15 protein-coding genes are annotated in these 18880 nt (G+C 72.3%); 9 read left to right on the top strand and 6 right to left on the bottom strand.

Translation table 11 applies throughout. The annotated features are described in order from the left end of the window. The first annotated feature begins 29 nt into the window (after positions 1 to 29). Complete coding sequence (locus ACGFYU_RS22160; RefSeq protein WP_393829014.1) at positions 30 to 1103, top strand: tyrosine-protein phosphatase; 1074 nt, start codon at positions 30 to 32, stop codon at positions 1101 to 1103. A gap of 112 nt (positions 1104 to 1215) precedes the next feature. On the opposite strand, the gene ACGFYU_RS22155 is transcribed toward ACGFYU_RS22160, so the two are convergent. The 3 genes from ACGFYU_RS22155 to ACGFYU_RS22145 form a co-directional block, all read right to left on the bottom strand. Continuing rightward, positions 1216 to 3807: a bifunctional FO biosynthesis protein CofGH gene (locus ACGFYU_RS22155; RefSeq protein ID WP_393829013.1), complete on the bottom strand. Its 2592-nt coding sequence runs from the start codon at positions 3805 to 3807 to the stop codon at positions 1216 to 1218. 40 nt (positions 3808 to 3847) lie between these two features. Beyond that, on the bottom strand, positions 3848 to 4633 hold the full coding sequence (locus ACGFYU_RS22150; protein WP_393829012.1) for an SDR family oxidoreductase: 786 nt from the start codon (positions 4631 to 4633) through the stop codon (positions 3848 to 3850). A 167-nt stretch (positions 4634 to 4800) separates the two neighbouring features. Beyond that, on the bottom strand, positions 4801 to 6015 hold the full coding sequence (locus ACGFYU_RS22145; protein ID WP_393829011.1) for a PLP-dependent aminotransferase family protein: 1215 nt from the start codon (positions 6013 to 6015) through the stop codon (positions 4801 to 4803). 150 nt (positions 6016 to 6165) lie between these two features. Between ACGFYU_RS22145 and ACGFYU_RS22140 the strand changes: the two genes are divergently transcribed. Continuing rightward, positions 6166 to 7029: a hypothetical protein gene (locus ACGFYU_RS22140; protein WP_393829010.1), complete on the top strand. Its 864-nt coding sequence runs from the start codon at positions 6166 to 6168 to the stop codon at positions 7027 to 7029. 152 nt (positions 7030 to 7181) lie between these two features. Here ACGFYU_RS22140 and ACGFYU_RS22135 read toward each other — a convergent pair whose 3' ends face one another. The 3 genes from ACGFYU_RS22135 to ACGFYU_RS22125 all read right to left on the bottom strand — a co-directional run bounded on the left by ACGFYU_RS22135 (position 7182) and on the right by ACGFYU_RS22125 (position 9374). Next, positions 7182 to 7391, bottom strand: a complete 210-nt coding sequence (locus ACGFYU_RS22135) for a DUF397 domain-containing protein (RefSeq protein ID WP_393829009.1) — start codon at positions 7389 to 7391, stop codon at positions 7182 to 7184. 169 nt (positions 7392 to 7560) lie between these two features. Next, entirely contained in the window at positions 7561 to 8445 is an 885-nt protein-coding gene (locus tag ACGFYU_RS22130; protein ID WP_393829008.1) for a helix-turn-helix domain-containing protein, read from the bottom strand. Positions 8446 to 8636: 191 nt separating this feature from the next. Then, positions 8637 to 9374, bottom strand: a complete 738-nt coding sequence (locus ACGFYU_RS22125; protein ID WP_382649795.1) for a GPP34 family phosphoprotein — start codon at positions 9372 to 9374, stop codon at positions 8637 to 8639. A gap of 643 nt (positions 9375 to 10017) precedes the next feature. Between ACGFYU_RS22125 and ACGFYU_RS22120 the strand changes: the two genes are divergently transcribed. From ACGFYU_RS22120 to ACGFYU_RS22090, 7 genes are all read left to right on the top strand, one after another. Further along, entirely contained in the window at positions 10018 to 12357 is a 2340-nt protein-coding gene (locus ACGFYU_RS22120) for a hypothetical protein (RefSeq protein ID WP_393829007.1), read from the top strand. Positions 12358 to 12468: 111 nt separating this feature from the next. After that, the gene (locus ACGFYU_RS22115; RefSeq protein ID WP_393829006.1) at positions 12469 to 14379 is read left to right on the top strand and encodes an MFS transporter; all 1911 of its coding nucleotides are present in this window, start codon (positions 12469 to 12471) and stop codon (positions 14377 to 14379) included. A gap of 99 nt (positions 14380 to 14478) precedes the next feature. Beyond that, positions 14479 to 14679, top strand: a complete 201-nt coding sequence (locus tag ACGFYU_RS22110) for a hypothetical protein (protein ID WP_393829005.1) — start codon at positions 14479 to 14481, stop codon at positions 14677 to 14679. 213 nt (positions 14680 to 14892) lie between these two features. Continuing rightward, entirely contained in the window at positions 14893 to 15726 is an 834-nt protein-coding gene (locus tag ACGFYU_RS22105; RefSeq protein WP_393829004.1) for a hypothetical protein, read from the top strand. Positions 15727 to 16113: 387 nt separating this feature from the next. Continuing rightward, positions 16114 to 16782, top strand: coding sequence for a sortase domain-bontaining protein (locus tag ACGFYU_RS22100; protein ID WP_393829003.1), 669 nt, complete (start codon positions 16114 to 16116; stop codon positions 16780 to 16782). A gap of 13 nt (positions 16783 to 16795) precedes the next feature. Next, the gene (locus tag ACGFYU_RS22095; protein ID WP_393829002.1) at positions 16796 to 17566 is read left to right on the top strand and encodes a hypothetical protein; all 771 of its coding nucleotides are present in this window, start codon (positions 16796 to 16798) and stop codon (positions 17564 to 17566) included. Beyond that, on the top strand, positions 17566 to 18855 hold the full coding sequence (locus ACGFYU_RS22090; protein ID WP_393829001.1) for an ATP-binding protein: 1290 nt from the start codon (positions 17566 to 17568) through the stop codon (positions 18853 to 18855). The genes ACGFYU_RS22095 and ACGFYU_RS22090 overlap by 1 nt, the downstream gene beginning before the upstream one ends. Positions 18856 to 18880: the final 25 nt, after the last annotated feature.

Here is an 18880-nt window from a genome sequence, read left to right as displayed (position 1 = left end):
GTTTCCCGCCGCCGCCCAGCCTCGGAGCCATGAAGAAGGCCCTCCTCGCCGCGACCGTCGTCGCCTCCACCCTCACCGCCTCCCTGGTCGTGGCCCCCGCGGCCTCCGCCTCCGCCTCCGGCCACCAGCACAACCGCACCGCCGCCCACATCCCCTTCACCGAGGCCACCGTCACCGCCGCCCCCGACGGCTCGTACACGCTCAAGTGGAGCGCCCCCGGCACCCGCCGCGTCGAGATCAAGGCCAACGGCAAGGTCGTCGCCCAGGGCGGCGCCCAGGGCCAGGCCGTCGTCACCGGCCTGCCCGCCGCCGACCGCCAGTGGTTCGACTTCAAGCCGGAGCACGGCCAGGGCCTGCGCCTCGCCGACCGCCTGATCAAGCTGGAAGGCGCCGTCAACTTCCGCGACGCCGGCGGCTACCGCACCACCACCGGCCAGTGGGTCAAGATGGGCGAGGTCTACCGCTCCGACGCCCTCAACAAGCTGACCGACAACGACCTGGCCAAGCTCCAGCGCCTGCGCGTCAAGACGGTCTTCGACCTCCGCATGCAGGACGAGCGCACCAAGGACGCCGACAAGGTCCCCGCCGGCGCCACCTACGTCGTCGCCGACGTCTTCGCAGGCTCCGGCTCCTTCCAGACCATGCCCAGGACCCCCGACGAGGCCGTCAAGGCCATGGTCGACGCCGAAAAGGCCATGGTCAGCGGCGAGGGCGGCAAGAAGGCCTACACCCAGGTCTTCGAAGGCATACAGAACGACGACGCCCGCACCGTGCTCTTCCACTGCACCGCCGGCAAGGACCGCACCGGCTGGGCCAACGCCGCCCTGCGGACCGCCCTCGGCGTGCCCCGCGAGACCGTCGAGGCCGACTACCTGGCCAGCAACGACTACCGCAAGGCCGCCAACGACGCGATCCTCTCCCGCCTGCCCGCCCCGCAGGCCGCCGTCTACAAGCCGCTGCTCGACGTGCGCCCCGAGTACCTCAACTCCGGCTACGACGAGGTCAAGGCGAAGTACGGCTCCTTCGACCGCTACCTGAAGGACGGCCTCGGCATCGACTCCCGCGAGCTGAAGCAGCTCAAGAAGGACCTCCTCGTCGGCTGACCCGGCTGACCCGGCTGACCCGGCTGACCAGACCCGAGCCCGCCGGCACAGCGAAAGAGCCCGGCCGGAACACCCCCCGGCCGGGCTCCCGAGTACGGCAGGTCAGGTCAGGTCAGTCCAGTACGGGCAGCAGCTCCGGCAGGTGGCCGTCCGAAGCCCGCGCCGCCCGCTGCCGCTCCCGCGGCACCTCCCCGTACAGCGTCGTCCGCGCCTTCGCGGGCCGCCCCGCCGCCTCCGCGACCGCGATCAGGTCCCGCACGGACTTGTACGAGCCGTAACTCGAACCCGCCATCCGCGAGATCGTCTCCTCCATCAGCGTCCCGCCCAGGTCGTTCGCCCCCGACCGCAGCATCTCGGCCGCGCCCTCCGCGCCCAGCTTCACCCAGCTCGTCTGGATGTTGGGGATGTACGGGTGCAGCAGGATCCGGGCCATCGCCGTCACCGCCCGGTTGTCGCGCACCGTCGGCCCGGGCCGGGAGATGCCCGCCAGGTACACCGGCGCGTTGGTGTGGATGAACGGCAGCGTCACGAACTCCGTGAAGCCCTCCACGCCCTTGGCCAGCGCGTCCCGCTGGATCCGGGCCAGCGTGCGGAAGTGCCCGAGCCAGTGCCGCGGCTGGTCCACGTGCCCGTACATCATCGTCGAGGAGGAGCGGATCCCGAGCTCGTGCGCGGTGCTGATGACCTCGATCCAGTCCGCCGTCGGCAGCTTCCCCTTGGTCAGCACCCAGCGGACCTCGTCGTCCAGGATCTCCGCCGCCGTCCCCGGGATGGAGTCCAGCCCGGCCTCCTTGGCCGCCGTCAGCCAGTCCCGTACGGACATCCCCGTACGCGTCGCACCGTTGACGACCTCCATCGGGGAGAAGGCATGCACGTGCATGCCGGGCACCCGCTGCTTCACCGCCCGCGCGATGTCGAAGTACGCCGTCCCCGGCAGGTCCGGGTGGATGCCGCCCTGCATGCACACCTCGACCGCCCCCACCTCCCAGGCCTGGGCGGCCCGGTCGGCGACCTGGTCCAGCGAGAGGGTGTACGCGTCGGCGTCCGTACGGCGCTGCGCGAAGGCGCAGAACCGGCAGCCGGTGTAACAGACGTTGGTGAAGTTGATGTTGCGCGTGACGATGTAGGTGACCTCGTCCCCGACCACCGACTTCCGCAGGTCGTCCGCGATCCGGCACAGCGCGTCCAGCGCCGGCCCGTCCGCGTGCAGCAGGGCCAGCGCCTGCTCGTCGGTGAGCCGCGTCGGGTCGTCGGCGGCCTGCGCGAGCGCGGCCCGTACGTCCGTGTCGATGCGCTCGGGGACCATCCCCGGGGCCGCCGCCTCGCGCAGGGCCTCCCAGTCGCCGTAGACGTGGTCGAAGTCCTCGCGCCGGTCGCCCGTACGGCCCTCGGTGTCGATGGTGGCGTGCAGATCGGTGCGCCCGTGCGCCGCGAAACCCTCGTCCGGCTCCTGCCACGGCCGCCCCTCGACGGGCGCGGATTCATCCGCCAGGCCGGTTTGTACGTCGGCCAGCGCGCGTACGTGCGGCAGCAGCCGGGGGTCCAGCCAGGGCTCGCCGCGCTGGAGGAACTCCGGGTAGATCGTGAGCCGTTCGCGCAGCTCGAACCCGGCGGCGGCGGTCCGCTCCGCCAGCTCCTCGATGTGCGGCCAGGGGCGCTCGGGATTGACGTGGTCGGGGGTCAGCGGCGACACCCCGCCCCAGTCGTCGATGCCGGCACCGATGAGCAGCGCGTACTCGGCGTCCACCAGATTCGGCGGCGCCTGTATCCGGGCGCTCGGGCCCAGGATGTGGCGGCCCACGGCGATGGCGGCGGCCAGCTCCTCCAGCTCCGCGTCCGGCATGCCGCGCATGGCGGTGTCCGGCTTGGCGCGGAAGTTCTGGACGATGACCTCCTGGATGCCGTGGTAGCTGCGCTGGATCCGGCGCAGCTCGAAGAAGGCCTCGGCCCTCTCCTCGTACGTCTCGCCGATCCCGATGAGCACGCCGGTGGTGAACGGGACGTTGGAGCGTCCCGCATCCTCCAGCACCCGCAGCCGGACGGCGGGTTCCTTGTCGGGGGAGCCGTGGTGGGGGCCGCCGGGCTCGGACCACAGGCGGGTGGCGGTGGTCTCCAGCATCATGCCCATGGAGGGCGCGACGGGCTTCAGCCGCTGGAGGTCCGCCCACGACATGACCCCTGGGTTGAGGTGCGGCAGCAGCCCCGTCTCCTCCAGCACCCGGATCGCCATGGCGCGCACGTACGCGAGGGTGTCGTCGTAGCCGTGCGCGTCGAGCCACTCGCGCGCCTCGGGCCAGCGGTCCTCGGGGCGGTCGCCGAGGGTGAACAGGGCTTCCTTGCAGCCCATCGCCGCGCCCTGGCGGGCGATGTCGAGGACCTCGTCGGGGGAGAGGTACATGCCGTGGCCGCTCTTGCGGAGCTTGCCGGGCACGGTCACGAAGGTGCAGTAGTGGCACTTGTCGCGACACAGGCGGGTCAGCGGGATGAAGACCTTGCGGGAGTAGGTGATGACACCGGGCCGCCCGGCGGCGGCGAGCCCGGCGTCCCGGACCCGGGCGGCGGAGGCGGCGAGGTCCTTGAGGTCCTCGCCGCGCGCCTGGAGGAGTACGGCCGCCTCGGTCGCGTCGAGCGCGACGCCGCCGCGGGCCCGCCGGAGCGCGCGGCGCATCGCGTTTTCGGTCGGAGCGTCACTCGGAGTGGTCATGGGCCGAGCATACGATCCGGTAGTACGGGGGCGGGGAGGGTCACCGCATCACCTCACCGGCGTTGACCAGCAGCGACTGGCCGGTTATCGCCCGCGCCCGGTCGGAGGCGAGGAACACGGCGGCATCGGCGACGTCCCCGTCGGTGGCCAGGTCGGGCAGCGCCATGCGCTCGGTGAGGCGCGCGTGCACCTCGGCCTCGGGAACCCCTTCCGTATGGGCGCTGAAGGTGACGAAGGCCTGCACGGGCGGCCCCCACATCCAGCCGGGCAGCACGGTGTTGACCCGGATCCGGTGCGGGCCGAGCTCGCGGGCCATGGAGTACATGGCCGAGGTCAGGGCCCCCTTGGAGGCGGCGTAGGCGGCCTGCTGCACCTCGTTGGGCGCGGCGATGGCGGACTGCGTCCCGATGATGACGACGGATCCGCCGCCGCCCTGCTTGAGCGCGGGCAGACAGGCGCGGGTCATGCGCAGCGTCCCGAGCAGGTTGATGTCGATGATCTGCTGCCAGGTCCCGAAATCGGCGTCCTCGAGCCCGCCGAAGTACGAGTCCCAGGCGGCGACGTGCACGACCCCGTCCACCCCGCCGAACCGCTCGACGGCCAGCGCGGCGAGCGCCCGGCACTGCGCCTCGTCCCCGATGTCGGTGGGCAGGTACGCGGTGTGCGCCCCGTCGGGGTCGATCTCGGCGGCGGATTTGGCCAGATTGGCCTCGGTCCGCGCCCCGAGCACGGCATTCCCCCCGTCCCGCACCACGGCGGCAGCCACCTGATGCCCGAGCCCGGCCCCGACGCCGGAGACGATGACGGTCTTCCCTTGAAGCAGCATGACGAGCCTCCAGCCGGATCCCCTGCGCATGCGCATCTGACGGTCCGTCAGGCTAGGGGAGCGGCCGGGGGTTGTGAAGGGGCGGGGGCGGGAGCGGAGGCGTGCTTCTGGTCGGGGCTTCGAGGCTTGGGGGCGGGGACCCCGACCAGGCCCAAGCCCCGTACCCGTCATCTCCCCACCGCCACCGCCACCCCCAGCCGCCGCAGCCCCTCCCCGATCTCCTCCGACGTGTGCGTCGTGAAGGACAGGCGGAGGGTGCGGAGGTCCGACGGGCCCGTGTGGAAGGGGGCTCCCGGGACGAAGGCCACCCGTTCGGCGATGGCGGACGTCAGCAGGGCCGCCGCGTCCCAGCCCTCAGGGAGGCGTGCCCAGACGAACATGCCGCCCTCCGGGCGGTTCCACTCGGAGCCCGCCGGGAGGGCTTCGGGCAGGCCCGCCAGGAGGGCGTCGCGCCGGGCCCGGTACGCCGCGCGGACCGTCGCGACGTGGGCGTCGAGGTCCACCGCGGCCAGGTAGTGCGCGGCGGCCAGCTGGTCCACCGTCGAGGTGTGCAGGTCGGCCGCCTGCTTCGCGACGACCGCCGCCCGCCGCAGTGCCGCCGGGGCCCGCAGCCAGCCCAGTCGCAGCCCCGGCGCCATGACCTTCGAGAAGCTGCCGAGCAGGACCGTACGGTCCTCCGCCCCCGGATGGGCGGCGAGCCAGGGCACGTGGTCCCCCTCGTAGCGGAGGTCCCCGTACGGATCGTCCTCGACCAGCCACAGCCCGAGCCGTGCCGCCGTCTTCGCGATGGCCGCCCGCCGCTCGGCCGGCAGGGTGCGTCCCGTCGGGTTCTGGAAGGTGGGGATGGTGTAGAGCAGCTTGGGGCGCTCCCGCGCGACGATGTCGGCCAGGGCGTCCGGGAGGATCCCCTGCTCATCGCAGGGGACGGCCATCACCCGGGCCCCCGCCAGCCCGAAGCACTGCAGGGCGGCCAGGTAGGTGGGGTTCTCGACCAGGACCACGTCCCCCGGCTCCACCAGGGTGGCCGTGATGAGGGTGAGGGCCTGCTGCGAGCCCGAGGTGATGAGCACGTCGTCCGGGCCCGTCGCCAGGCCCCGCGTCGTCGCCCGGTCCGCGACGGCCGCGCGCAGCTCCGGAACGCCCTCGGTGGTGGAGTACTGGAGCGCCCGCCGAGCGGAGGTCGCGAAGGCCGCGTCGTACGAGGCGCGCAGGCCCGCGGTGTCGAACAGCTCGGGCGCGGGGAGGCCGCCGGCGAAGGAAATCACCCCGGGGCGTTCGGTGAGCGCGAGGATCTCGCGTACGGGGGATCCCCCCACCGAGGTGGCGCGAGCGGCGAACGAGGGCGGCGTCGAGGCGACGGCGGTGGCGGCGGCAGCGGGCACGGGGGCTCCTCGGGGAGTCGGGTGCGCGCATCGTAGCCCCAGAAAGATGCAGACGACATCTATATATCGGATGCTGGAACGGCGGCGGATCGTGCGACCAACCCCTCCCGCGGGCTCCCGATCTGACGATTCATCAGCTAGACCGGTTCCATGACGACAGAAGAGACAGCAGCACCAGCCGAGCGCGGCACCCGCGCCGACGACTACGCCGACCTCGCGGCCGTCGGCCCCTACGGCGTCCGCCCCGGCCACGCGCTGATCACCATGGTGGAGCCGCACCCGGGCCACGAGTACGCCTACAACCGCTGGTACGAGGACGACCACTACTACGCCGGCGCCATGGCCATGCCCTGGATGTACGCCGGCCGCCGCTGGGTGGCCACGCGCGAGCTCCAGGAGCTGCGCTACCCCGAGAAGTCGGCCGTCGCCCAACCCGTCACCGCCGGATGCTACATATCGACGTACTGGGTCACCGAGGGCCGCTACGACGAGCACATGAAGTGGACCGTCGGCATCAACAAGCGGCTTAACCGCGACGGCCGGGTCTACCAGGACCGTACACACGTCTTCACGGCCTTCCAGGACCACGAGGCCACCGTCTACCGCGACGGCGCCGCCGGCCCCCGGGACTTCCACGCCCTCGACCACCCCTACGCCGGGCTCGTCGTCCAGGTCGTCGACGCCGACGGCCCCGCGCAGCGGGCCGAGCTGCTGGAGTGGCTGCGTTCACGCGCGCTGCCGAAGCGGTTGCAGGGTTCCCCGGCCGCCATGGTGACGATCTTCCGGCCGACGCCGTTGCCCGGGGACCGGATGACGTACGTCAAGCAGGTCGAGGGGGTGGACACCCGGCTCACGCTGCTCTGGTTCCTGGAGGAGGACCCCCGGACCTGCTGGGACCGCTTCCGGGGGCTGGACGCGGAGGTCGCGGAGGCGGGGCTGGGGCGGGTCGAGCTGGTGGCGCCGTTCATCCCCACGGTGCCGGGGACCGACCGGTACGTGGACCAGCTCCGGTAGACGGGAAGCGGGAATCCGGAGGCGGGAATCCGGAGGCCGGACATGGCCGAGCCCCCTCGGCCAGGACGGCGGGCCGGTCGAGAGGGCTCCATGCGGTGGTACTGGTCGTACTGGTAGGGCGGTTGGAACGGTTGGGACGCGCGCAGTGACGTTCAGGCGAGGCGCCCCAGCCGACCCTCGGTGACATCGGCGACGAACGAGGTCCAGGACCCGGGCGCGAAGGTGAGGGACGGGCCGTCCTGCACCTTCGAGTCGCGCACCGCGATGGCCTCCATGACGGGGGACTTGACCTCGACGCAGGCGCCGTTGGCGGAATACGAGGACTTGGTCCAGTTGTGCGTGGCGCCCTGGCGAATGGCCATGTTTCTCTCCGGTTCTGCGAGTGGTTCCGTTGACGTGATCGACGCTACCCGCAGCTCCTGATGGGTGAAGGGACCATTCACCCGACCGAGTGGCATATTCCATTCAGGCCTTCTGTGGCCGGGGAGTGACGGTGTACCGTGCCGCCCCGGCCCGCCGGACCCCGCAGATTCATTTCGCCTTGCCCGCATATTGGTCGATGATCCCGGAGATGAACTGCCGCGTCTGGTCGACGTTGAGGGCCTGGGCGCGCAGGTGCTCGTACATCACGCTGTACTTCTGCACGTCGTTGGCCTTCTCCAGGTACAGGTCGCTCGTCACGCCCTCGATGTAGACCACGGTCGAGTCCGACGCGTCCGGGAATTCCAGGATGGCGTACTGGCCGTTGACGCCCGGATGGGCACCCAGCGAGAAGGGCATGACCTGCACCGTGACGTGCGGCTGCTCCGATTGCTCTATCAAGTACCCGAGCTGCCGGATCATCAGTTCGGCATCGCCCACCTCCCGGCGCAGCGCGGCCTCGTCGATGACCGCCCACAGCCGCAGCGGCCCGAGCTCCGGATTGTTGTTGTCCGTCGCGGAGAGCCGTTTCTGCCGGTGCATGCGCACCTGGACGCGTTTCTCCACGTCGGCCGGGGCGGTCTCCGGCCACGCGCCGCGGACGAGGGACTGGGCGTACTCCGTGGTCTGGAGCAGGCCCGGGATCACGAGGGGCTCGTACGTGCGCAGGCTGGCGGCGTCCGTCTCGAGGCCGATGTAGACGCTGTACGGGATGTCGCCGAAGGCGTGCCACCAGCCCTGCTGGCGGGAGTCCTTCGCCATCTGCATCAGCGAGTCCACGAGGCGGGGATCCTCCACCTCGTACACCTCGCACAGGTCACGGACGTCGCGCTGACTGATGGAGCGGCGGCCGTTCTCCAGCCGGCTGATCTTGGACTGGGAGACGAGCAGGCGCTCGGCGACCTGCTCGGCCGTCATGCCCTTGTCTTCGCGGAGCTTGCGCAACTCCATGCCCAGTCGGCGGCGTCGGACGGTGGGATTGACATTGGACGCCACGTGAACGGCACCTCCGCCTTCTCTTGCTGTCTCTCTGCGTGTCTGATGTTGAGCAGACTGCCACCGAAGCATGTGGCGCCGCTGGGGAACGGCAGGGAAAGCGGTGGGAAAGCAGACGCGCGGGGTGGCGGGACCGGTTCACCGGACCCGCCACCCCGCGCGCTGGTGGCTCTCGTACGGGTGGAGCTCGATCAGTGCGCGGCCGCGCGGGCCATCGCACCGGTCCGGCGCGGCTGCAGCGGAACGCTGCCGGCCGTGGCCCGGGCGGCCGGCGGTGCCGGAGCGCGGTCACGGCGCGGCTGTGCCGCCACACCGTTCTGGACGTCCATCACGGCATGCGCCACGAGTCCGCCCATCGGGTCGTGCCGGATCAGGTCCCGCAGCCGGGACCTGGACGACCGCCCCTCGTTGCCGGGGTACAGGTGCTTGCCGAGTCCGACCGCGTGGGCCAGTGCGGCGAGCGCCGCGGTCCGCGGGTCCGGCGGTACGCCGGTGCGGATCGCGCTGTCCAGCCGGGCACGGATCTCCCGGCTGATCGCCGTGTCCGTCGCCTGGTAGCGAGTCGTCGGCAACACCCCGCACATCTGTCCCGCGACGGCGTGCACCATGCCGCAGCGCTCCAGATGAGCGAGGTAAATCTGGCGGAGCCCCAGCCGGGGTCCGCCGATCCAGTGGACGGCCCGTACCGGGCTGCCGCGCCTGCGCAGCAGTTCCAGTGCGGAGTCCAGAGTCGGATCTCCTGTCGGCCGTGGCATCACCACGGCGATACGATCCCCGTCAGGGGCTATCCGTCCTGCCAGAGCCAGCTCCACTAGCTGTGCCCCGGCCAGGCCGAGGTCGAGCGACTGCGGCTGCGCCGTGGTACCCGTGGCCGGGTCCAAGGCGAGCAGCAGAAGCTCCTCCGGAATTGTTCTGCGGCTCCTGCCCATCCATGCCTCCCCGCGTGGATGAGTGACAGGGTGACGCCTCTCACATTCATCTGTCGAGAGCGCGTGGTCGCTTTGTGGGGGAACCCGCAGCTATGTCGTTCTCGTCTAGCACGTGGGCGATGCCCCCTAGACGGGACACTGTTAGACATTCGGACAGCCGGACGTGGCGGCGATGGAGGAGGAACTGGTGGCGGGCGAGTCCCCCGACAAGTCGGTAGATGAAGGTGCGCCGGGGGCTGCGGAGTCCTCCGCGGAGCGCGACCCGAGGCTGTCGGTGTTCCGACCCCGGGAACCGATCGCTCCCGCGGGGGGTGGCGGTACCGACGCCGCTGCCGAGGATTCCGGCGCGGAGGGCGCCGGCGCTGCCGGTGCCGCTGAGGGTGCCGGTGGCGCGGCCGGTGCCGATGCGGATGCCGATGCCGAGGTCGGTGGCGCTGCGGATTCCGGTGCCGAGGCCGCTGGCGCTGCCGGTGCCGAGGGCGGTGCCCGTGCCGCTGAAGGTGCCAACGCCGAGGCTGGTGGCGTGGCCGGTGCCGATGCGGGTGTCGGTGGCGCTGCGGATTCCGGTGCCGAGGGCGCTGGCGCTGCCGGTGCCGAGGGCGGTGCCCGTGCCGCTGAAGGTGCCAACGCCGAGGCCGGTGGCGTGGCCGATGCCGATGCCGAGGCCGGTGTTGGTGCCGATGCCGGGAAGCGGGATCCGTTGCGGGATGCCGTGGCGGCGTGGGTTGCCACGGCCGACGGTTCCGATGCCGACTCCGAGGCGGAGCGGGACGCGGAACCGGGTGGCGCGACAACGGTGTTCAAGGCCGTTCCCGACCCCGCCGGGTCCTCCGGACGGGTGGACTCGGCCGCCGAGCCGGAGTCCTCGGATTCCGCTGCCGCGGTCGAGCCGTCGAAGCCCGCCGGCGGCGAGCGCACCACTTCGTTCCGCGCCGCGAAGGCTTCCGCTTCCGTGTCGGACGCCCCGGCCGCCCAGGCCAAGCCCGCCGCTTCCGCTTCCCAACCCGCCGACTCCGAGCGCACCGCGGTGTTCCGCGCGGTGAAGGAGTCGGCTTCGGCTCCGGGTGAGGCCGCGCGGGCGAAGCCCGACGCTTCGGCTGGGGAGTCCCAGGACTCCGAGCGCACCGCGGTGTTCCGGGTCGCGAAGCCGGCTTCGGCTGCGGAGGCCGCGTCCGGCGCTGCCGCTCCGGTCGACGCCGGTAAGACCAAGCCCGCCGCTACCGCCGGGGAGTCCGCGGAGTCCGAGCGGACCGCGGTGTTCCGCGCGGTGAAGGAGTCGGCTTCGGCTCCGGCTGAGGCAGCGCGGGCGAAGCCCGACGCTTCGGCTGGGGAGTCCCAGGACTCCGAGCGCACCGCGGTGTTCCGGGTCGCGAAGCCGGGCTCCGAGGCCGCAGGGGCGAAGCCCGAGGCTGCCGACTCGGAGCAGACCGCGGTGTTCCGGGCCGTGAAGCCCGGCTCCGGATCTGCCGTGGCCGGGGACGGCGCAGCCCCCGTACAGCCGCCGAAGGCGGATTCCGGTTCCGCGGAGGTGGAGTCGGCCGGCAAGCCCAAGGCCAGTACCTTCGTACCGCTGCGGACCGACGAGCCCGGGGAGCGGCAGCCGAAGCCCCCGGCCCCGGCCCCGGCCCCCGCTCGCGCAGCGGCCACGTCGACCTCCGCGGAGCGGAACGAGCGGACCACCCAGCAGCCGCTGCCGCCCAAGCCGCCGCTCGACATGCTGGCGGACCTCACCAACAACCCGCCCCCGCCGCCGAGCCCGATGCGCACCGCCATCCGGCGGTTCAAGATCTACTTCCCGCTCGCGGTGCTCCTGGCGATCATCCTCGCCGTCGTCCAGCTGGTGCGCCCGCTGCCCCAGCCGCAGCTCGTGATGAGCGCGAAGTCCTCGTACACCTTCGAGGGCTCCAAGCCCGAGCTGCCCTGGCCCAGCGAGGGCCAGGCCTACATGGCCGCCGCCGGCCTCGGCACGCTCGGCCAGTCCGGCGAGCAGAAGCCCGTGCCGATCGCGAGCGTCACCAAGTCGATGACGGCGTACATCATCCTGCGCGACCACCCCATAAAGAAGGGTGAGAAGGGCGCGATGATCGACGTCGACAAGACGGCCGAGACCGAGGGCAAGAAGAACAACTCGACCGACAACGAGTCCACCCTCGACACGGTCAAGGAGGGCGACAAGATCTCGGAGTACGACGCGATCGCGGCCCTCATGATCCCGTCGGCCAACAACATCGCGCGGCTGCTCGCGCGCTGGGACTCCGGTTCCCAGGAGGCGTTCGTCAAGAAGATGAACGACACCGCCAAGGAACTCGGCATGACCAACACCACGTACACCGACCCCTCGGGTCTGGACGCGACGACGGTCAGCACCGCCGAGGACCAGGTGAAGCTGGGCCTGAAGCTCGTGGAGATCGAGACGCTGCTCGACATCACCAAGAAGCCGAACTGGACCGACCCGTCGGGCAAGACCTGGCGGAACTGGAACGGCCTCGTCCCGTTCAACGACTCGCTCGGCATCAAGACCGGTACGACGACGAAGGCCGGCGGAAACCTCCTCTTCGCCGCCAAGAAGACGATCGGCAACACCAACCAGCTGATCGTCGGCGCCGTCCTCGGCCAGCACAAGCCGCCAATCATCGACAGCGTGCTCGCCGCGAGCAAGCAGCTCCTCATCGCCACCCAGAAGAGCCTCGAAGGCGCTCCCGTCGTGAAGAAGGGCGATGTGGTGGGCTACGTGGACGACGGACTCGGCGGCCGGACGCCGGTCGTCGCCACCGCCGACGTGCAGGCGATCGGCTGGGCCACGCTCACCGTGAACGTGAAGCTCGCCGACGGCGGCAGCAAGCTGCCGCAGACCGCCAAGGCCGGCACCGAGATCGGCATGCTCACCGTGGGCGAGGGTGCCAGCCAGGTGAAGGTGCCGGTGGCGCTGCAGAGCGACCTCGTCGCGCCGGGCATCGGCAGCAAGCTGACGCGCGTCGGCTGATCGCCGACGGGCGGGTGGGAGCGTGGATCCGGCGTCCCGGGCAACCTCGGGGCGCCGGAACGCGTCTTGGGACCGGGACCGTAGTGGACCGAGGTGTTGGGGAGTGCGGCCGTGACCACCGCTGAGCAGCAGGACCGACGCGGGGCGGGCGGCACCCTGCCGGCTCCCGCGCCCGGGGCCACGCCCGGCCCCGGGCTCGACCGCGCGTCCGGTGCCGTACCGGGTCCCGCTGCCGCCGTCCCCGTTCCCGCCCCGGCCGGCGGAGCCCTCGGCGTCCTCGACCGGCTCCGCCGTCACCCGATCGCCGTCGCCACCCTCCTCGCGGGTCTGCTGCACGTCGTCTGGTTCTTCAGCTTCGCCAACAGCGGCGGCGACCTCGCCGCGCAGGACGCCTGGGCCGAGTTCGTGGGCCGCCATCCCGACTCGGCGTACAACCTCGCCTGGTACGGCGGCATGCACCCCGTCTCGTACAGCGTGGTCTCCCCGTACCTCATGCACATGCTCGGCGTCCGGACCACGATGATGATCGCGGGCACCGTCTCGGCCGGGCTGCTCGCGCTGATCCTGACCCGCTGCCGCGGCGCCGTGCGCGAGCCCCTGTGGCCCGCCCTGGCCGGGGTGTTCGGGCTGCTCTGCAACGCCCTGTCGGGCCGCGTCACCTTCGGCCTCGGCGTGATGTTCGCGCTCGGCGCCGTCGCCGCCGTCTTCTGCTGGCCCCGCAAGTGGGCGGAGCGCCGCTGGGCCAAGGCCGCCGCGGCGGCCCCGCTGGCCGGGCTCGCGACGGCCTCCAGTCCGGTGGCCGGGCTCTTCCTCGGGGTGATCGCGGCCGCGCTGTTCCTGAGCGGCCGGCGCCCCGGTGCGTACGCGCTGGGGCTGGCCCCGGTGGCCGTGGTCGGGCTGTCGGCCTGGCTGTTCCCCTTCTCCGGGACGCAGCCGATGAAGCTCGGCTCGGCCTGGCTGCCGTTCGTGTTCGCCCTCGCCATCCTCTTCCTGGTCCCGAAGGGGTGGAAGACGGTCCGGATCGCCTCCGCCGTGTACGCCTTCGGGACCTTCCTGACCTGGGCGATCGACTCCCAGATCGGCTCGAACGTGACCCGGCTGGTCATGCTGTTCGGCGGGGCGGTGCTGCTCGCGGCCCTCCCGTACGAGTTCCCGCGCTCGCGGCGCTGGTACGCGGCGGTGCTGGCCTTCGCCGGGCTCAACATCTGGATCACCACCAACAGCGTCACGGACATCGTGCGCACCACCCCGGTGGCCGCCTGGAACCGGGAGCTGGCCCCGCTCGTCGACCAGCTCCGGAAGGCGGGCGCCGACCGCGGCCGGGTCGAGGTGGTCCCGGCGAGCAGCCATCGCGAGTCCTCCGCCTTCCCCTCGTACGTGAACCTCGCGCGCGGCTGGAACCGGCAGGCCGACTTGGAGCGGAACCCGCTCTTCTACGACGACAGCCTGACCGCCGACAGCTACCGGGAGTGGCTGGAGCGCTGGGCCGTGCACTACGTAGTGCTGCCCGCGGACAAGCCGGACTCGGGCGGGGAGGCCGAGGCACGGCTGGTCGGCGCGGGGCTCCCGTACCTCCAGCAGGTGTGGGGCGACGCGAACTGGCGGCTCTTCAAGGTCCACGATCCGACGGACCTGGTGTCCGGGCCGGCGACGGTGGTGCGGGCGGGCGCCGACCAGCTCGTCATCGACGTGAAGCGGGCGGGGCGGGTGCTGGTCCGGATCCCGCACTCGCCGTGGCTGGGGCTGGTGGACGGGGCGGGCAAGGCGGTGCCGCCGCCGCCGGAGTCCTTCGCGTCGAAGGCGCGCGGCTCCGTGCCGAAGGAGTACGCGAACGCGGCCGGGTGCCTCTTCAAGGCGGCTCCGGACGACGCGGGCGATGTGTGGACGGAGCTGCTGGCGCCGGGGCCGGGGGAGTACCGGGTCGCGGCCAAGTACCAGCTGCCGCGCGGTACGCCCTGCCCGGAGGAACTGGTCAACGCGGCGCTGGGCGTGCCGGAGCGCCCTACTCCGCCACGCCCTTGATCGATCCTCGGCGGCCACCAGCCCGGGTGCGTTCATCCCTATATGTGCATACGATCCGAGTAGTCCGATTGAGTGCTTCCTGAGGGAGTTGACGACGGGATGGGCAAAGAGCAGAAGCAGGATTTCCGAGCCGCCTTCCAGGCTCCGGAGCCGGATCGGCCGCCGCGTCCCGCGGGCCACGGCTTCGACGGTCGGCTGCGGAGCAAGGTCAAGGGCGGGGCGCACACGAAGGCGGCGCTGAAGCGGTCCGGGACTCCGCAGGGTGACCGCATCGGCGAGCGCAGCAGAGGCCTGAGCTGATTCCGTACGATGACGCGGCCCTCCCGGTTCCGGCCGGGAGGGCTTTCGTACTTCTGTGACCAGGGACTTTGGTCCTTGACGTCTTCGCGGGAGACCATCCGGACAACCGTTACATTGCCGACGGATGACCAACACATGACCCTCGTAGCGTCGTCGCTGTCGCCAGGACAAAACGACCACAGGCGACGCAGACCGACCCGAGGGGAACCATCCATGCGCGCCACCTTCCGTACCGCCGCCGTCGCAGCCGGTGCCGTCACCGTTCTGGCCCTCCCGGCCGCCCACGCCTTCGCGGCCGACGCCCCGACCACTCCCTCGCAGCAGCAGCAGGAGAAGAAGAAGGAGGTCAAGCGCGAGCTCGTGGGCAGCCCGAAGTTCGACAAGGGCTGGTCCGGCAAGGTCTACGACCTGGTGGAGTACGTGAACGGCGTACGCACCTCGAACCTGGGCTACGAGGCCGATGTCGCGAAGGACGGCCAGGCCAAGGGCACGCTGAAGGGCCACGACGGCAAGGGCATGGCCAAGACGGTCACCCAGAAGATCGACGGGATCACCTTCACCCTGACTTTCAACGGTGACCTGACCGCGAAGGGCCTGCAGGAGGGCGCCGGCCAGCATGGCCGCACCTTCGTGAAGGAGTACAAGAACCTCGGAGCCTCCGGCTTCGACGCCCGCGTCTACAAGACCAAGGCCGGCTTCGAGGCCGACATCCTCAACGGCAAGGCCGTCTGGCACACGATGAAGACGGACGGCAAGAAGGCGGACACCGCACAGCACAACGGCGCCCACTTCGTCCTGAACCCGGACGGCACCCTGAAGGGCTGGACCGAGGGCACGGCCACCAAGCCGACCACCAAGCCGGGCGACCCGAAGCCGGAGACCAAGCCGGCTCCGCCGAAGGGCGGCGTGAAGGCCGGCGCGGAGGGCATGGACCCGGCCACCTCCGGTGACAGCGCCGGGCTCATCGCGGGCGGCGCCGGCCTGGCCGCCACGGGCGCCGCAGCCCTGGGCTTCGCCCTCCTCCGCCGAGGCCGCACGGAATCCTGACCGCCTGCGCCGGGGGCGGGGGCGGGGTGGGGTGTCGTCCGGGACTAAAACGAGATGAATTCGGCGCACGCCACTGCCCGACAGAACAAACCCGGAACAGGCGCCGAACATCGAAGCCCGTCCCGGACGACACCCCACCCCCCCCCCCGCCCCCGCCCCCCCCCCGGGGCCCGCCCGGGGGGCCCCCCCCCCCCCCCCCCCGGTGGGGGGCCCCCCGGGGGGGGCGGCCCCCCCCCCCCCCCCCCGGGGGCCGCCCCCCCCCCCGGCCCCGGCCCGCCGCCGGGAGCCGGCCGGAGGGCCCCCGCCCTCTCCCCCCGTTTCCGCTCCGCCGGGCGGGTCGCCGCCCGCCTCCGCCCACCCACCCCGTCTGCCTGCCCGGAGTACCCCATGCCCAGCACCCTCACCCCCGCCCGCCGCCCGCGCAGCGCCGGCCCGCGCAGCGCCCGTACCCGCCGCGTGCTGGTCACCGCAGCCCTGGCCGCCACGGCCACCGGCACCCTCGCGGCCTGCGGCGGCGCGCCCACGGGCGCCAAACTGCCGCCCGACCCCAAGGTAGGCAGCACCGCCGCCCCCGCCGCCGACACCACCGCCCCCGCGCTGCCCCGCTCCAAGCCGACCGGCATGAAGATCGACGCGGCGGGCGTGGACGCGAAGAAGATGGTCGACCTCAAGGTGGACCCGGCCACCGGCGAGCTCGGCGTGCCGAACGCCGACACCGACGCGGACAACCCCGGCTGGTGGACCGAGGGAGTCACCCCGGGCGAGAAGGGCCCCTCCGTACTCGTCGCCCACTTCGACACCAAGCACGGACCCGCTCTGATGAAGAACGTGAAGAACATCAAGCTCGGCGACCTGATCGAGGTCCCGCGCGAGGACGGCAAGACCGCCAAGTTCAAGATCCGCGAGATCGAGGACGTGAACAAGAAGGACTTCCCGACCGCCAAGGTCTACGGCGACACCGCCCGCCCCGAGCTGCGCCTGCTCACCTGCGGCGGCGAGATCAAGGACGGCCACCGCACCAACAACGTCATCCTCTACGCCGACCTGGTGGCGTAAGCCGGCCGCAGTGATGTCCAGGTCACGAAAGGCCGCCGAGGGCCGGGCGGCGGCCCTGCGCCTGGCCGCCCTCCCCCTGCTCCCCGCCGCGATCCTCCCGCTGACCGGCTGCGGAGCGCTCGGCGGAGCGAGCGGCAGCGCGAGCGGCGCCCCGCGCGCCGCCGACCAGGGCCGCCCCGCCGCCCGCGCCCAGGGCCCGTACCGGCCGTGGCCCGAGCGACCCCCCGCCCCGCCCGCGGTGGACGACGTACTGCACGCGGAGGGGCCCCTCCCGATCGACGGCATGGAGCTGGCGGAGGGCACGTCGCTGCGGGACGTACGGCCCATGGACGTACTGGCGGCGGACCTGCGCTCGCGCCCGGGCGCGCCGTACCCGAGCGCCCCCGACGCCCCCGCCGCGCCGGACGAGGCCGGCGAGGAGGAGATGAAGGCGGCGCTGGCCCGGTGCGCGGACCCGGGGGCCGGGGACTGCCCCGTCCGGAAGGCCCATTACCGTGATCTGACCGGCAACGGCCGCGACGAGCTCATCCTCGGCATCGAGCTGCCCGGCCACCGCCTCAACCTCCGCGTCTACACGGCCGACAGCGGCCGGGTGGTGCAGATCATGGACACGGCCGCTCGCGTCACCGACGTGCAGCTGACGGAACGGGACCTCATCATCCAGTCGGCCACCAGCCCCGCCGGGACCGAGCTCCGCACCGCGTGGACGTGGCTCCCCGAGCGGCAGATCATGATGCCCCGCGTAACGGAGACCGTCCGCAGACCGGCGGCGGAGAAGCCCTGATGCGCCGTATGCACCCGATGCACCTGCCCGCCTGGACGGCGACGCTGACCTGGAAGGCGGCCGTCTTCATCACCCTCATGTGCTGCGGTCTCGCGGCGCTGCTCGGCGGCTTCGTGCACCGGGCCATGACCCACCAGACCGTCAGCGCCGCGCGCGAGAAGGCCCTGGCCAAGCTGGAGCGGACCGTCACGGCGTACGAGACCGGCGGGCGCATGGCGCGCGGCGAGGGCATCGACCCGGTGGGCCTGCCCCCGGAGCTGCGCGCACTGGCGGCCGGCGGCAAGCGTGGCACCGCCATCGGCGAACACCGCGACCGCGCCGCCATGTGGGCGGCCGGCCCCGCCGACCACGACACCGCGATAGCCGTCTCCGTCGACTTCAGCGGCAGCCGGCGCACCATCCGGGACCTGGACCGGGCCATCCTCGGCTCCTCCGTGGCCGCCATCGGCGGCACCCTCCTGATCGGCGCGCTCGGCGTCACCCGGATCACCCGGCGGCTCCACGTCACCGCCCAGGTCGCCCGTCGGATCAGCGGGGGAGACCTGGACGCACGGGTCGGCGACAGCCCGCGGAACAAGGACGAGGTGGCGGCGGTCTCCCGGGCCCTGGACACGATGGCCTCCTCGCTCCAGCGCAAGCTCGAAGCCGAGCAGCGCTTCACCGCGGACGTCGCCCACGAGCTGCGCACCCCGCTCACCGGCCTGAACGCGGCCGCCGAGCTCCTGCCGCCGGGCCGCCCGGCCGAACTCGTACGGGACCGGGTGCGGGCGATGCGCGCGCTGACCGAGGACCTGCTGGAGATCTCCCGGCTGGACACGCGCAGCGAGCGCGTCGAGCTGGACTCGTACGACCTGGCCGAGCTGGCGGCGCGCACGATCCGCGCCTCGGGCACGTCCACCACCCTGGTGGTGGTCTCCACCGCCCTCCTGGAGACGGACCGGCGCCGCCTGGAGCGGATCCTCGGCAACCTGATCGCGAACGCCCACAAGCACGGCGCGGCCCCGGTCACGGTCACGGTGGACGGCCCCACCCTCACCGTCACGGACGAGGGCCCCGGCTACCCGGACTACCTCCTGACCGCCGGCCCCCAGCGCTTCCGTACGGAGGGCATGAACAAGGGCCACGGCCTCGGCCTGACCATCGCCACCGGCCAGGCCCGAGCCCTCGGCGCCACCCTCACCTTCCGCAACCGCACCCCCTCCGGCGCCGAGGCCCGCCTCACCCTCCCGGGCCCCGCGACACCGACGGCAACTCCGCCTCCCCGGCCCGGAGATGCTCCGCCCGCGTAGACGAAGAGGACCCCCAGCCACGTCC

The organism is Streptomyces sp. NPDC048337, assembly GCF_043201175.1.
GTDB lineage: Bacteria > Actinomycetota > Actinomycetes > Streptomycetales > Streptomycetaceae > Streptomyces.
Note: the sequence above shows the minus strand (reverse complement) of the source record. Positions and strands in the feature narration are given on the sequence as shown.